At 71.2% G+C, this 14,558-nt stretch carries 14 protein-coding genes; 2 read left to right on the top strand and 12 right to left on the bottom strand.

Going from position 1 to position 14,558, the window contains the following annotated elements; all coding sequences use genetic code 11:
- Positions 1 to 9 precede the first annotated feature (9 nt).
- The 5 genes from AB0E07_RS16255 to AB0E07_RS16235 all read right to left on the bottom strand — a co-directional run bounded on the left by AB0E07_RS16255 (position 10) and on the right by AB0E07_RS16235 (position 6,083).
- Complete coding sequence (locus tag AB0E07_RS16255; RefSeq protein WP_362251330.1) at positions 10 to 906, bottom strand: ATP-binding cassette domain-containing protein; 897 nt, start codon at positions 904 to 906, stop codon at positions 10 to 12.
- Positions 903 to 2,876: a dipeptide/oligopeptide/nickel ABC transporter permease/ATP-binding protein gene (locus tag AB0E07_RS16250; RefSeq protein WP_362251327.1), complete on the bottom strand. Its 1,974-nt coding sequence runs from the start codon at positions 2,874 to 2,876 to the stop codon at positions 903 to 905. Before AB0E07_RS16250 ends, AB0E07_RS16255 begins: the two co-directional genes overlap by 4 nt.
- Positions 2,873 to 3,814, bottom strand: a complete 942-nt coding sequence (locus AB0E07_RS16245) for an ABC transporter permease (RefSeq protein ID WP_362251325.1) — start codon at positions 3,812 to 3,814, stop codon at positions 2,873 to 2,875. Before AB0E07_RS16245 ends, AB0E07_RS16250 begins: the two co-directional genes overlap by 4 nt.
- A 68-nt stretch (positions 3,815 to 3,882) precedes the next feature.
- Positions 3,883 to 5,412 carry an ABC transporter substrate-binding protein gene (locus AB0E07_RS16240; RefSeq protein WP_362251323.1) on the bottom strand — a complete coding sequence of 510 codons (1,530 nt, stop codon included), beginning with the start codon at positions 5,410 to 5,412 and terminating at the stop codon, positions 3,883 to 3,885.
- 107 nt (positions 5,413 to 5,519) lie between these two features.
- Positions 5,520 to 6,083 carry a carboxymuconolactone decarboxylase family protein gene (locus AB0E07_RS16235; RefSeq protein ID WP_362251320.1) on the bottom strand — a complete coding sequence of 188 codons (564 nt, stop codon included), beginning with the start codon at positions 6,081 to 6,083 and terminating at the stop codon, positions 5,520 to 5,522.
- A gap of 232 nt (positions 6,084 to 6,315) precedes the next feature.
- On the opposite strand from AB0E07_RS16235, the gene AB0E07_RS16230 reads away from it, so the two are divergent.
- A complete protein-coding gene (locus tag AB0E07_RS16230; RefSeq protein ID WP_362251317.1) occupies positions 6,316 to 6,720 on the top strand; it encodes a cupin domain-containing protein in 405 nt (134 codons plus the stop codon).
- A gap of 504 nt (positions 6,721 to 7,224) precedes the next feature.
- Here AB0E07_RS16230 and AB0E07_RS16225 read toward each other — a convergent pair.
- The 6 genes from AB0E07_RS16225 to AB0E07_RS16200 form a co-directional block, all read right to left on the bottom strand.
- Positions 7,225 to 8,550 (bottom strand): aromatic acid/H+ symport family MFS transporter, encoded by a 1,326-nt coding sequence (locus AB0E07_RS16225; protein ID WP_362251314.1) that lies wholly within the window; start codon positions 8,548 to 8,550, stop codon positions 7,225 to 7,227.
- A 116-nt stretch (positions 8,551 to 8,666) separates the two neighbouring features.
- Positions 8,667 to 9,617, bottom strand: a complete 951-nt coding sequence (locus tag AB0E07_RS16220; protein ID WP_362251312.1) for a catechol 2,3-dioxygenase — start codon at positions 9,615 to 9,617, stop codon at positions 8,667 to 8,669.
- On the bottom strand, positions 9,614 to 10,708 hold the full coding sequence (locus AB0E07_RS16215) for a 4-oxalomesaconate tautomerase (RefSeq protein WP_362251309.1): 1,095 nt from the start codon (positions 10,706 to 10,708) through the stop codon (positions 9,614 to 9,616). The genes AB0E07_RS16220 and AB0E07_RS16215 overlap by 4 nt, the downstream gene beginning before the upstream one ends.
- On the bottom strand, positions 10,705 to 11,409 hold the full coding sequence (locus AB0E07_RS16210) for a 4-carboxy-4-hydroxy-2-oxoadipate aldolase/oxaloacetate decarboxylase (RefSeq protein WP_362251306.1): 705 nt from the start codon (positions 11,407 to 11,409) through the stop codon (positions 10,705 to 10,707). Before AB0E07_RS16210 ends, AB0E07_RS16215 begins: the two co-directional genes overlap by 4 nt.
- Positions 11,406 to 12,155, bottom strand: coding sequence for a PIG-L deacetylase family protein (locus tag AB0E07_RS16205; protein WP_362251302.1), 750 nt, complete (start codon positions 12,153 to 12,155; stop codon positions 11,406 to 11,408). The genes AB0E07_RS16210 and AB0E07_RS16205 overlap by 4 nt, the downstream gene beginning before the upstream one ends.
- 165 nt (positions 12,156 to 12,320) lie before the next feature.
- Positions 12,321 to 12,971, bottom strand: coding sequence for a GntR family transcriptional regulator (locus tag AB0E07_RS16200; protein WP_362251299.1), 651 nt, complete (start codon positions 12,969 to 12,971; stop codon positions 12,321 to 12,323).
- Between the two features lie 168 nt (positions 12,972 to 13,139).
- On the opposite strand from AB0E07_RS16200, the gene AB0E07_RS16195 reads away from it, so the two are divergent.
- Positions 13,140 to 13,484 (top strand): cupin domain-containing protein, encoded by a 345-nt coding sequence (locus AB0E07_RS16195; RefSeq protein WP_362251296.1) that lies wholly within the window; start codon positions 13,140 to 13,142, stop codon positions 13,482 to 13,484.
- Here the strand turns inward: AB0E07_RS16195 and AB0E07_RS16190 are convergent.
- Positions 13,474 to 14,556, bottom strand: a complete 1,083-nt coding sequence (locus AB0E07_RS16190) for a LacI family DNA-binding transcriptional regulator (RefSeq protein WP_362251293.1) — start codon at positions 14,554 to 14,556, stop codon at positions 13,474 to 13,476. The genes AB0E07_RS16195 and AB0E07_RS16190 overlap by 11 nt on opposite strands.
- Positions 14,557 to 14,558 lie beyond the last annotated feature (2 nt).

The following is a 14,558-nucleotide window of genomic DNA, read 5'->3' as shown; positions in this document are numbered from 1 at the left end:
CTCACAGTTTCATGATGTGGACGGCGCTGTGCGGTGAGCCGCGCGGCGGGCCCGGCGGTGTTCGCGACCCTCCGGGTCGGTGGCCGGGATCGCCGCGAGCAGCCGGCGGGTGTAGCTCTCCTGAGTGGTCCGGAAGAGCCGCTCGGTGTCCGCGAACTCCACCAGCCGCCCGTGCTGAAGGACAGCGATCCGCTGCGAGATGTGGCGGACCAGGCGCAGATCGTGCGTGATGAACAAGAAGCTGACCCCGGTGGACTCCTGGAGGTCGGCGAGGAGGTTGACGATCTGGCTCTGCGTGGAGACGTCCAGCGCGCTGACCGCCTCGTCGCAGATCACCAGACGGGGCTTGAGCGCGATGGCGCGGGCGATGGCCACGCGTTGACGCTGGCCTCCGGACAGCTCCATGGGGTACCGGGTGAGCAGGGCCGGATTGAGTCCGACCATGCGGAACGCCTCGGCGGCCGCCTCCTCCCGCTCCTTGCGCGAGCCCCTGCCGTGGCGGCGCAGCGGCCCGGTGATGGCGTCGCGCGCGATGTGGCGGGGGTTGAGCGAGGAGGCGGGGTCCTGGAAGACGGCCTGGACGTCGCGCCGGTACGACAGCGGCGTGGACCGGCCGAAGCCGGTGACGTCCCGGCCGTCGAAACTGATCGTGCCGGAGGCGGGGTCGACGAGCCGCAGGACGGCCCGGCCGATCGTCGACTTGCCGGAGCCGGACTCGCCGACCAGGCCCAGTGTCTCACCGGGGCGGATGTCGAAGGTGACCTGGTCGACCACGTTCTTGGCGGTCTGCCGCCAGGAGGCGGCCCGGCCGGTGCGGTAGCTGACACAGAGGTCGCGGACCTCCAGCAGGGGGCGGTCCGCGGCCGCTGCGGGCGCGGTGGCTTCGGTGCGGGGTGCGGTCGTCACGGCTTGGACACCTCCAGGACGAGTTCCTCGGCGCGCGTGCAGCGCACCTCTTTCTCCAGCCGCACCGGCTGGTGCCGGCAGGCGTCCGCGGCGAAGGAGCATCGGTCGGCGAAGTGGCAGCCGACGGGCCAGGACCCGGCCGGCGGTACATGGCCGGGGATGGTGGCCAGCCGTCCCCCGGTGACCTCGCCGGAGGGACTGGAGGCCATCAGGGCCGCGGTGTAGGGGTGCCGGGGCCGGTGGAGCACGTCGGAGACCTCTCCGACCTCCACGATCTGCCCGGCGTACATGACGGCAACGCGGTCACAGGTCTCGGCCACCACACCCAGGTCGTGGGTGATCATGATGATCGACATGTTGAGTTCGTCGCGCAGTTCCAGAAGCAGGTCCAGGACCTGGCTCTGGGTGGTGACGTCCAGCGCGCTGGTGGCCTCGTCGGCGATCAGCACCTTGGGTTTGGCGGCGAGCGCCATGGCGATGGCCACCCGCTGGGCCATACCGCCGGAGAACTGGTGCGGGTAGTCGTCCAGCCGCCCCTCGGCGTCGCGCACTCCGACCCTGGTGAGCAGTTCGACAGCGCGGGCCCGGGCCCCTTCCTTCGACATACCGAAGTGCAGACGAAGCGGTTCGCAGAGCTGCCGGCCCACGGTGTGCACCGGGGACAGCGCGGTCATCGGGTCCTGGAGCACCACGGAGATGCCGGTGCCGCGGTGGGCGCGCATCTCCTTCTCGCCGAGTCCGGCGATCTCCTCGCCGCGCAGCCGGACCGAGCCCTCGGTCAGGTGGATGCCGCGGGGCAGCAGCCCGAGGACGGAGCGGGACAGGATCGACTTGCCGGAACCCGACTCGCCGAGCAGGCCGAGCACCTCACCGTCGCGCAGGGTGAGGGACGCGTCCGTCACCAGCGGTACGGGGCCGTCGGGGCCGTCGAGGGCTACGGTGACGTTGCGGACGGACAGGACCGCGTCGGTGTCGTCGGCCCCGTCGCCCGCCGCGGTCGCGCTCCGGTCGACGTCTCCGGCGGCGGGAGCGGTGGGCGCGGCCTTGAGCATGCCCCGGAACCGGCGGCTGACCGAGGCGCGACCGCCGCCCATGAGTGCCTCGTTGATGCCGTCGCTGATCACGTTGAACGCGAGCACGGTCACGATGATGGCGATGCCGGGCGGGAAGGCCAGGAACGGCTGCTCGGCCTGGTGCTCGGCGGCCAGGGAGAGCATCGCTCCCCAGGACGCGGTGTCGGACTCCAGGCCGAGTCCCAGGAAGCTCAGCACGGACTCGATGACGACGGCGTGTCCGAGGAAGCCGGCGGCCTGGACGGCGAGCGGTCCGGTGAGGTTCGGCAGGACGTGCCGGAACAGGATCTCCGGTGTGCGCAACCCGGCGACCTGCGCGGATTCCACGTACTGGCGCTCCCGCTCGGCGAGGGTCACGGCGCGGGTCAGCCGGGCGAAGCTCATACAGAAGATGAGGCCGACCGCGAGCATGAGGGACATCAGTCCGCGGCCGAGGATCGCGATGACGGCGAAGCCGACCATGATCCCGGGCAGCGCGTCCGAGACGTCGAGGAGCCGCGAGCCCAGCCGGTCGGTCCATCCGCCGCGGTAGCCGAGCAGCAGTCCGATGGGCACGCCGATGACCATGGCGATGCCGACCGCGCCGATGGAGACCAGCAGGGCGATGCGGGCACCGTGGAGCAGGCGGCTGAGGGTGTCGCGGCCGAGGTCGTCGGTGCCGAGCAGGTGCTCGCCGCCGGGCCCGGTGAGGACCGCGTCGTAGTTGTGCGCGGTGGGGTCGTGGGGGGCGAGCAGCGGGGCCGCCACGGCGACGAGAACCACCAGGAGCAGCACGCCGACGCCCATGACGGTGCCGGGCTGCCGCAGCAGCCGGTGCAGCAGACCGTGGCGGCTCGGCTTCCGCGGCTCCACCGGGCCGGTCGCGCCCGGTGCCGGTGTCTTTTCGGTCAGGGTCATTGCGGACGAACCTTCGGGTCGAGCAGGCCATAGCCCACGTCCAGAACGAGATTGACGCCGATGACGAGGACGGCCACCACGAGGACGGCTCCCTGGACGACGGGGAAGTCCTTGCCGATCACGCTGTGCAGCAGCAGCTCCCCCAGTCCGGGGATGGCGAAGACCGTCTCCACGACGAAGCTCGCGCCGATCAGGATGCGCAGGGTGAGCCCGGTGGAGGCGAGCACGGGGATCATGGCGTTCTTCAGGGCATAGCGCAGCACGACGCGGGTGCGCGGGACGCCCACCGCGGTGAGGCTGTCGATGTACGGGGCCCGGAGGGACTTGGCCATGGAGCCGCGGGTCTGCCGGGCGACCATCGCGGCCGCGGGGGCGCCGAGCGCGATCGACGGCAGGATCAGTCCGGTGAACCAGGCGGCGGGGTCCTCGGCGATCGGTGTGTAGGCCACGACCGGGACCCAGCCGAGCTGGACGGCGAAGACCAGCGAGAGGATCAGGCCGAACCAGAACTCGGGGACGGCCAGTCCCACCGATGTCACACCGTTGATGACCCGGTCGACGGGGCCGGGGCGCAGCGCGGCGAGCACACCCAGCAGGACGCCGAAGACCGCGGCGACGACGAGACCGCCGCCGACCAGGGAGAGGGTGGCCGGCAGTCGCTCGGCGACCAGGTCACCCACGGGCAGGCTGCTGGAGTAGGAGACGCCGAGGTCTCCGGTGAGCGCGGCACCGAACCAGTCCGCGAGGCGCTGGAGGAACGGCTGGTCGAGACCGAGCTGGGCCTCGACCTCGGCGAGGCTCTCCGGGGTGGCCCGCGCTCCGAGGATGGCGGCGGCGGGACTGCCGGGTATCAGGTAGGTCAGGAAGAACACGAGCAGGGAGACCAGTGCCAGCTGCGGCAGGGCCAGCGCGAGGCGATAGGCGATGAGTTTTCCCATCATCGCCTCCGCCCCGCGCGGGCCCCGCGCCCGCCGGCTGAACGGGCGTGGGTCATGTCAGGTCACGTTCACTTTCCGGCCGGCCGGAGGGCCTTGTAGTCGATGGCGTTGGTCTCCCAGGGCTGAGCGGACGCCTTGACGTCGGTGACGGCCTTGGTGTTCCAGGCGATGAGTTCCTCGCCCGCCAGGTGGGCGCAGGTCAGCGCCTCATCGGAAATGATCTTGGTGACGTCCTGCCAGAGGGCGTCGGCCTCGTCGGTGGCACCCGCGGCGATGGCGGCGTCCGCCGCCTTCTTCAGCTCGGCGCTCTCGGCCTTGCCGGGGTTGCCGGGGGCGTCCTCGGCGAACCACGCCTGGTACCAGTCGTACGGCGTCAGCTCGTCGTTGGAGCCGAGGCCGAGGGCGTAGCGGCCGCTGTTCCACTGGGAGAAGTACTGCGGCGGGGCCGCGGGCTGGACCGAGACGTCGATGCCGATCTTGCCGAGCTGCTCGGCGTACACCTGCATCTGCTTCTCGTTGAAGGGGGCCGCGAGCATCTCGACCTGGACCTTGGGGTTGCCGGCCTCGGCCATCAGTTCCTTGGCCTTCGCCAGGTCGTGGGTGTAGCCCGTGACCTCGGGGTTGTAGCCGGGCTCGCCCTCGCTGAAGTGCTGGCTGCGGACCTTGAAGTCCGGCTCCAGCTTGGCGATCTCCTCGGTGTTCAGGGCGTAGCAGGCGGCCTGGCGGACCTTGACGTCCTCGAAGGCGCCGCCCTTCCCGCGGTCGAAGAACATCGGGTTGTTGCGGAGCGCGGGGTAGGAGAGGTGCTTGAGTGCCGAGTTGCTCTCGATCCGGCTGAACTGGCTGGTCTCGGTGTCGGTGAGCGCGATCTCGCCGGTGGCGAGGGCGCCGGTGGCCGCGTTGTCCTCCGGGATCGCGTACAGCTCGACCGTCTGGAAGCCGACGCTGTCCTCGCCGTCCCAGTAGCCGTCGTAGTACTGGAACGACATCCGGGTGCCCTTGGTGGAGGACTTCGCGTCGTAGGCCCAGGGACCGGTGCCGACGGGCGACTGCGCGATGGTGCCGGCCTTGATCGCCTTGGGACTGCCCATCGGGGCGCCGCGGGTGGAGAGCTGGGTGAGCAGCGACGGAGTCGGCTGGGCGAGGTTGATGCGGACGGTGTGCTCGTCGACGGCGTCGATCGACTCGATCACCTTCAGCGGTCCCGCGTAGGCCGTCTTGCCGTCGCGGATGGACTCCAGGTTGACCTTGACTGCCTCGGCGTCGAACGGCGTGCCGTCATGGAAGGTGACGCCTTCGCGCAGGGTCAGCGTCAGCGCCTCGTCCGTCTGCTCCCACTTGGTGGCGAGTACGGGCCTGATCTCGCCCTGGGCGTCGAGCGAGACCAGCGTCTCGTAGGGGACGCGCAGGTAGCCGGACTCCATCTCGGCGCCGGGCGCCCAGCTCTCCGGGAAGCCTCCCCAGTTGATCGCCAGGGTGCCGGAGGCCGTCTTGTCCGTGCTCGTGGTGCTGCCGGAGCATCCCGCGAGGACCAGGACGGCCGCCACGGAGGCCATGGCTATTGCTGTGCGCCTGCTGCTGTTCTTGCTGCTTCTCATGGGCCTGGCGCCTCCTTGCGCCGAGCACTGCAAGTAGAAAGATCGCGGATGGTACACGTCGGGTCGGACGGGGCGGGGTGCCGCCCGGGTGGGGCGGCGGGGGGAGGTCAGGACGGGTCGGCGTCCTGGGCGGCATCGACGCGCCCGTATCCGCGGATGTCGGGGAACGGCGGTTCCTTGTCGGCCTGGAGGTCGACCTGGAAGGCGTTCAGGCACATGCCGAGCATGGTGAAGTTGCCGAGCGCGCCGATGGTGTCGACCAGGCCCTTGGGGCCGAAGTGGGCGAGCGCGCGGGCGAAGGTGGCGTCGGTGACGAAGTGCTCGTCGAGGATCTCGCGGCAGAACTGGTAGAAGGCCTGGTCTGCCTCGTCGTCGAAGACGGCCTCGCGGCGCTCGGCGACGGCCTTGACGGCGGCCTCGGGTATGCCGGCCTCGATCGCCTGGTGCACATGGGCGTTCCAGGAGTACTGCGCGTCCCAGTTGCGGGCGGCCATGAGCAGGCTCAGCTCGCGCAGGTGCTTGGGGAGGGAGCAGTCGAAGCGCGCGAAGGCCCCGAGGGACTCGGCCCGCTCGCACATCTCCGGGCTGTGCAGCCAGACCCGGAAGGGGCCGCGGACGGCGCCGCGGCGGCCGGCGATCCGGGCGGCGAGCTCCTGCTGCCGCGGATCCATTTCGTCTTGGCTGAGAACGGGGAGCCTCATGTGGCCGATACCTGCCTTTTCTTTCCGGCACGTTGCGGGCACGGAACGGATCGCCGTGCGACGCCAGCCGACCGTACAGCCGAGGCCAGAAAGCTCACCCCTCCCGGAGTGCAAGGTAAACCTGCACGCCGGAGGGCACCCATTCATCCGGGCGGGACCTACCGTCGGACCCCTGGGACCACGTACGAGGAGGAACAACCGGATGACCACGATCATCAAGGTCGCGTCGGTGCCGCTGCTGGACCGCGGCGGCTCCGTGGTGACGACACCGCTGATCACCACGCCCTCGGCGGGCGGCGAGAACAGGATCACCAGCGGGATGAGCGTGTATCCGGTCGGCTCCGGCGCACCGCTGCACTCGCACAACTGCGACGAGCACGTGACGATCCTGGAGGGCCGGGCGGAGGTGGTGGTGGACGGCGAGGTGACGAAGTTGGAGCAGTACGACACCACGTACGTCCCGTCGCCGATCCCCCATCTCTTCCGCAACATCGGCGACGTGCCGCTGCGCATCCTGTGGGTGTACTCGTCGGGCCATGTGACCCGTACGTTCACCGAGACGGGCCGCACGGTGGAGCACCTCTCGGCCGAGGACGCGATGGGGTGATCTCCCGCTCGACACGGAGCCGCGGCACGCCTCGTGCCGCGGCTCCGACGCGTTCCGGGCCCGTCGCCCGGCCCGGCGGCGATGTTGTGCGGGTCGGCCCGTCGGCCCGTCCGGCCACCCTGGTCCGCCCTGCCCCGGTGCGAGGAGGGCGGTCCGGGCGGCCGGCCGGGGCCTCGGCCCGGGGCACGGGCGGCTGCCGGAGAGGGCCCGCCCATCAGGACCGGGGCCCGCTGACGCGCGCTCCCGGTGATCCGTGGCGCGGCGCACCGGCCGGCGCCCGTCGATCCGTCGCTTCCCGTCCCGGCTCATGGACGGCTCCTTCCTCCCCCGGCCCTCGACGGGGTCCTGGCATGGTCCTCCGGGCCCGGACCCGGGCCCATGACCCGCCCCCGGTCCATGGGCCCGGCTTCCGAACAGGCCCGGACCAGCCCCCCTCCGGGGGTGGGTCAACGGCCGACGCCGGTCTCCGCGGGGTGCGGGGACCGGCGTTCGGTGTCCGGTGGGTCAGTGGGTCCCGACCAGCTCCTGCGGGGCGCTGTTCGACGGGGTCTTCCGTCCGCTGCGCAGCGCGGCGATGCCGATGAAGACCATGGACGACACTCCGGCGAGCGCGAAGGCGGTGAAGCCCCATTCGCCGTTGCCCGCGGCGAGCAGCTGGCCGCCGAGCCACGGGCCGAAGACCGCGCCGAAACGGCCCATGCCGGACGTCCAGCCGACGGCGGTGGCGCGGTTGCCGGCCTCCGAGCGGATCGAGACGGTCGCGTAGATCATCGTCTGGGCGCTGTTGAGGAACACGCCGGTGAGGAAGACGACCGTCATGGTCACCCCGAGCGGCATGTGGACGCTGAGCAGGAACACCCCCGCCGCGGTGAGCGCGAACCAGATCGCCGAGATGCGCGGGGCGCCGAAGCGGTCGGCGGCGCGGCCCGCCACCAGCATGCCGACGATGCCGCCGAGGTTGAAGACGACCACGAAGGTGAGCGCGGAGCCGAGCGCGTAGCCCTCGGCGCGCATCAGGGTGGGCAGCCAGGTGGCGACGCCGTAGACGAGGAGCAGGCCGCCGAAGGAGGCCAGCCAGTAGAGCAGGGTCTGGACCCACTCGCCGCCGCGGAAGAGGTTGACCAGGTTGGCCCAGCGGTCGGCCGCGCCCACCTTGTCGCCCTTGGCCGCGGGGAGTTCGACGTCGTAGCGGGCGGCCAGCGCGCGGGCTTCCTCGGTGCGGCCCTTGGCGACGAGGAAACTCAGGCTCTCGGGGAGGAACTTGGCGAGCACGGGGGCGAACAGGAGCGGGAGCACGCAGACCCAGAAGGCGGCGCGCCAGCCGACCGGGTCGATCAGCCACTTGGCGACGTAGGCGGAGAGGATGCCGCCGGCGTGGTGGGCGGTCATCAGCAGGCCGATGACGATGGCGCCGCGACCCCGCGGGGCGTAGTCGGAGACCATGCTGATCGCGGTCGGCAGGAGCCCGCCGAGGCCGATGCCGGCCACCGTGCGGCCGAGGCCGAAGACGGCGACGCTGTCGGCGAGCGCGCAGACGCCGGAGGCCAGCGAGAACAGGACCACGCAGGACACCATGAGCTTCTTGCGCCCGATCCGGTCCGCCACGGTGCCCGCGGTCAGGGCGCCTATCAGCATGCCGAAGGTGGCGTAGGAGCCGAGGTCGCCGGCCTGGTCGGGGGTCAGGCCGAAGGTCTTGGTCTCCAGCAGGTGCGGCAGCACCGAGCCGTAGATGAACATGTCGAGGCCGTCGAAGAGCACGGCCAGCCAGCACAGACCGACGACCAGGAGGGCCAGTCTGCTGCCGCGGGCGGATGGAGCGAGGGGGGACATCTTTGTTCTTCCTCTCGTGCGGGGTGCGCTAGACGCTAAGGAGCCGTTCCGGAAGAGTCAACGTTTTTGTCAACAATCTCATCGACAATCCGATAACGGCCCCTCGCGCACCCCCGTCACGCGACCGGCGGGGTCCCGTGGGTGTGGAACGACTCGATGGTCTTCAGGCCCCAGGCCTGCCCCTTCTTGCGCTCCTCCTCGGTCCAGGTGATGAGCGGCCAGTCGGGCGCCAGCACCAGCCGGGTGAGCGGATTGCACAGCTCGATCCGGTTGCCGCCGGGCTCGTAGACGTACAGGAAGAAGGTCTGCTGGATCGCGTGCTTGTGCGGCCCGGTCTCGATGAACACCCCGCTGTCGATGGCCAGATCGGCGGCGCGCAGGATGTCCTCACGGGTGTCGGCGGCGAACGCGATGTGGTGCAGCCGGCCCGCCGACCCGGTCCAGTCCGAGGTGTAGACGACGTCGTACGACTTGTTCGTGTACGTCAGCCAGCGGGCCGCGATCCGTCCGCTGTCCAGTTGGATCTGCTCCGTCGCGCGGGCGCCGAGGACGTTCTGCTGGAACTCGGCGTTGGCGAGCACGTCGGCGGCGAGGAAGTTGACGTGGTCGAGCCGCCGTACGCCCACGCCCCGGTTGGGTTTGGCCTGCGGCTGGTTCTTCAGCGCCGGCCGGAGTTCCTCGGGAGCCGTGTAGTGCTCGCTCTCCCAGTACAGGGCGTGTTCGTGCCCGTCGGGGTCGGTGGTGACGTAGAGCCTGCCGAGGCCGGGCTCGTCCTCGGCCCAGCGCCCGGTGCCGCCCGACTCCTCGACCGCCCGGACCCGGCGGTGCAGCGCCTCCTCGCTGGAGGTGCGCAGGGCCAGCCGGCCCAGGCCGGGGGTCTCGCGGGCGGTGAGCACCAGACTGTGCTGCTCGTAGTCGTCGAAGGTCCGCAAGTAGACGCTGTCGCCGAGCTGTTGATTGACCGTCAGACCCAGGTAGTCGGTGAAGAAGGCGACGCTGGCGTCCAGGTCGGGCGTGAACAGCTGAGCGTGGCCGATGTGGGCGATGTCGCCGAGCGGCGGAGTCATCGTTGACCTCCTGTGGAGTGTTCGGCGGCCCTGGGGAACACGGAACCGTCGAAGATCTTGCGGGCCGTACGGACCACGGCCGTACGGCGGGGGAACGGGGAGCCGTCGGCGTTCACGCCGAGGCTACTTTCGATGTCCAGAAATCCCGAGGGATGTTCTATGCGAATTCGGTCACTATCGGGATCGACTCGGGCGATTCCATCGGCCACACTTCCCTCGATTCGAAGGCCGGTGGCGACGCTCGCCCCTCCGAGTACGCCGATCGAGGGATGACAGCGCACCGGAATGAAGGTGCGCGTGGTGACGGAACCGCCGTCGCGGGGCGATGCGAGCAGCGTGAGCTTGGGCACGGTCGTGTCGGACACGTCACCGAGTCCCATCAGGCGGCCCGCCCGCAGCCGGATGCGGCGCAGCCGGTCGGCCAGGGCGTCGTCCTCCTCCAGGTCGGCGGGCGACTCGTACCCGGTGACCTTGAGCGCGGTGGCCTCGATCAGGACGGTCGGCATCCCGTTGTCCACACAGGTGACCTGTACGCCCTCGATCTCGTCCCGGACGCGCCCGGTGGGGAGCAGGGGCGCGGCGCCGGCCGGGAACTCGATCAGCACGGGCGCGGCGGTGCCCGGCACCCCCGAGATCTCGGCGTCCCCGGTGTAGTCGACCCGCCCTCCCGGGGTCGGGAAGGTCGCGGTCGCCAGGTCGCCGGAGTTGACCATGCGGATCCGGACGGCGGTACGCTCCCGGCCCGGCTCGACGAGCCCGCGCTCCACGGCGAACGGGCCGACGCCCGCGAGGATGTTGCCGCAGTTCTGACGGTCGCTCACCTCGGCCCGGTCGACGGCGACTTGGAGGAAGAGGTAGTCGACGTCGGCGTGCGGGTCGGCCGACGGCGACACGACGGCCACCTTGCTGGTGAGCGGGTGGCCTCCGCCGAGTCCGTCGATCTGGCGCGGGTCCGGGCTGCCCATGACACGCAGCAGCAGTTCGTCCCGGGCGGCGGGCTCGGCGGGCAGGTCGTCCGCGAGGAAGTAGGCGCCCTTGGAGGTGCCGCCGCGCATCAGCAGACAGCGCACCTCCTCGGGCCCCGACGTCACGGCCGCTCCCCCGCGTACTCCTCGTACGTCCGGTACTCGACGCCGAGCGCCTTGAGCCTCTCCCGCAACCCGTAGCGGTCCAGGCCGAGTTGGCCGTCGAGGAAGGCGGCGCGGGCGCCGGCCTCCTTCGCCTCGCGGGCGGCGGACAGCTCGGCGGTCTCCCGGGCCCGCTCGCGGGGCACGACGACCACTCCGTCGTCGTCGGCGAGGATCACGTCCCCGGGGCGGATCACCTGGCCGTCGACGGCCACCGGTACGTTGACCGAGCCGCCGGTGGCCTTGACGGTGCCCTGCGCCGAGACCGCCCGGGACCAGGCCGGGAAGCCCATCTCGCGCAGCTCCTGGGTGTCCCGGATGCCGGCGTTGATCACCAGTCCGCGAACGCCCCGCCGGTGCAGCGCGGTCGCGAAGAGTTCGCCGAACATGCCGTCCACGGACGGGGAGGTGGTGGTGACGACGAGGATGTCGCCCTCGCCGCACTGCTCCACGGCCGCGTGGATCATGAGGTTGTCGCCGGGCCAGCTGAGCACCGTGACGGCGGTGCCGGCCACCCGTACACCCTGCTGGATGGGCCGGAGCTCCGGGGCGAGCAGACCGGTGCGGCCCATCGCCTCGCTGACGGTGGCCACCCCGAAGCCGGCGAGCGCCACGACATCGGCGGACTCGGCCTTCGGCGGACCGGTGACGATGACGCCGCTCATGCCAGCTCCTTCGCGATCTGCGGGTAGGGGCGCATGTACGCCTCGGCCATGGTCTTGTGGGCGAGGCCCAGGTTGGGCCCCGCGTTGCGCTTGAGCTGGACGCCCCGGCGGACGGCGAGGTCGGTGTAGTAGTCCCACAGGTGCTGCTGGGCGGCGAGGCACTCCATCGCCTTGCGCTTGGTCTCCCAGACCTCGGTGATGTCCAGGAGCACCTCGGGCCGGAAGCCGCTCATCTCGGGCTGGTGGGGCTCGAAGTAGAACACCGGCGGGGCGCCGATGATCTCGCCCTTGCCCGGGTAGCCGATGGCCTGGGCGAGCACCCGGGCCTCCAGGGCCATGCGGTTGGCGGCGGGGTGGTCGCCGTTGTAGGGGTCCTCGGTGGGGTGGGTGAGGACCACGTCCGGCTGCGTCTCGCGGTAGACCTCGACGAGCCGGTCGGTCAGCTCGGGGGTGGCGGTCAGCGGGTAGTCGCCGGCGTCGAAGAAGCGGACCCCGGCGCCGAGGGTGGCGGCGGCGCGCTCGGCCTCGTCGCGCCGGACGGCCTTGATCTCCTCCAGCTTCTTGCCCTCGCGCCACGCCTTGGCGGACTCGCCGCGCTCACCGAAGGTCAGACAGGCGATGGTCACCTTCTCCCCGCGGGCCGCGGCCAGGGCGATGGCGCCGCCCGCCCGCCACACGAAGTCCCCCGCGTGGGCGGTCACCACGAGCGTGGAGCGTGGCGGGGCGGGCACGTTGGCCTGAGTCATGGTTGCGAGCTCTCTCTTCTCGGGCGGTTCGCCTCCGGGCAGCCCTCACCGGCCGGCGGCGCCGTGCCCGGCCCGATGGGCCGGCGCAGGCTCGCGCCGTCGTCCGTGCTCGCTCCTTCGGCTCACTCGCCGTGTCGACAGGTGAGCGCCCGCCTCGTGCGAGGTTCAGTCGCGCAGCGCCTCGATCACGCTGCTGAGGTGGGCGCGGACGGCCGCCTCGGCGGCCTCGGGGTCCCTGGACCTGATCGTCTCGATCATCGCCAGGTGCTCGTTCAGGGACTGCTGCGGACGCCCCGGCCTCAGTGCCAACTGGAAGCGGTGACGCACCAGTTGGGCGTTGAGTCGCTCCAGCAGCTCCAGTGCGGTCTGCTGGCCGGAGAACTCCCGGATCCGGGTGTGCAGTTCGTGGTTGAGGTCGGAGTAGACGACCGGTTCACCGGCTGCCACGGCCTTGGTCATCGCCGTGCCCAGTTCGGTGAGTTCGGCCAGCTGGTCGTCGCTCGCCGCGACGGCCGCCTTCGCCGCGCACAGTCCTTCGAGGACCATGCGGCATTCGGTGATGGCGACGGCCTCGTCCACCGTGACCACGCGCACCCGCGAGCCGCGGTTGCGGATCCGTTCGACGAGGCCCTGGGCCTCCAGATCGATGAGCGCCGCACGGATGCTCGCCCGTGTCACACCGAACTGCTCGGCGAGTTCGTTCTCCACCAGCCGCTGGGCCGGTGCCATCTCGCCGTGCAGGATGGCCTGCCGCAGCCGCGCGAGCGCGTGCTGTTTGGCCTGCTCCCCGGTGCCCGGACGGGCTTCTTTCGGCATCGTTGCCCTCCCTGAGTGAGTGCCTGTCGAACCTAAATCTAGCCAAACAAGATTGTCAACAATTTTGTCCGATGTCGTGGGGTCACGACGATGTGTCATCCCGCCCGCCCCGACACCCCACACTCTGTCCGCGGCCCTGCCCCGCTCCCCGTGGTTAGGGTCCTGCCCATGACCCACAGTTTCGTCGTACACGTCCCCGACGCCGAGCTCGAAGCCGAGCCGCTCGACCCGGAGCAGATCGTCTCCGGCACCCCCGAGGTCACCGGGAAGGTCCTCTGGGAGTCGGCGGACGGGAAGCAGGTGCGCGGAATCTGGCAGATCACCCCCGGCGTGGTCACCGACACCGAGGCGGACGAGCTGTTCGTGGTGGTCAGCGGTTCGGCCACCATCGAGTTCGAGGGCGGACCGACGCTGACAGTAAATCCCGGCGACATGGCGGTGCTGCGCGAGGGCGACCGGACGACGTGGACCGTGCACGAGACCCTGCGCAAGGTCTACTCGATCAATCTCTGAGCGGCGGGGCCGTGCCCTCGGCGAGCGGCGAGGCCGACGCGCCCTCGACAAGCGGCGGGGCCGACATGCCCTCAACGAACGGCGGGGCCGTCGTGCCCCGCACCTCCAGCGCGGGAGCCGCCAGCCGCACCAGGCCCGGCGCGCCGGGCCGCTCGAACCGGTCGAGCAGACAGCGCGCCGCCCGCCGGCCCACGTCGTACCCGGCGCCGTCCACGGTGGTCAGCCACAGGTGCCGCAGCCGGGAGATCCCGGTGTTGTCGTAGCCGACGACCGACAGGTCGCCCGGCACCCGCAGGCCCAGTTCCTCGGCCGCCGAGAGCGCGCCCACCCCGGAGATGTCGTTGACGGCGAAGAGCGCGGTCGGCCGGTCCGGGCGGCCGAGGAGCCGCACCGCCGCGCGGTGGCCGCCCTCCTCGGTCATGTCCCCGGTCTCGACCCGGGCGAGGTCACCGAGGCCGTGCGCCCGCATCGTCCCCTCGAAACTGCGCCGGCGCAGTTCACCGACCGCGCCGAAGCCCGCGAGGTGGGCGATCCGGCGGTGCCCGAGGCCGATCAGGTGCTCCGTGGCCAGCCGGGCGCCGTGCTCGTCGTCGCCCGCCACCACGTCCACGTGCTCCGGCACCGCCTCCCGGGCACCCGCCACCACCACCGGCATCCGCTCGGCGACCGGACCGAGCGCGGCCGGATCGGGCAGCGTGCCGACCACGACGAGACCGTCCACCCCCAGGCCGAGGAGGGGTTCGGCCGGATCCTGGCCGGTGCGGCGGTTGAGCCGGGCGTCGGCGAGCAGCATGTGCAGGCCGTTGTCGTGGAGCAGGGGGTTCAGCCCGTCGAGGAGGTCCACGAACCAGGGGTTGCGCAGGTCGTTCAGGAGCACGCCGACGGTGCGGGTGCGGCGCTCGCTGAGGCTGCGGGCCGCGGTGTTGGGGCGGTAGCCGAGTTCGGCCACGGCCCGCAGCACGGCGTCCCGCTTCTCGGGCCGTACCTGGGCGGAGCCGCGCAGCACCAGGGAGACCAGGGACTTGGAGACACCGGCCCGTTCGGCCACGTCACGGATGGTCGGCGGTCTCATGG

The sequence above is a fragment of the Streptomyces sp. NPDC048002 genome (genome assembly GCF_040653275.1).
Taxonomy (GTDB): Bacteria; Actinomycetota; Actinomycetes; order Streptomycetales; family Streptomycetaceae; genus Streptomyces.
This window is presented reverse-complemented; position numbering and strand designations above follow the sequence as displayed.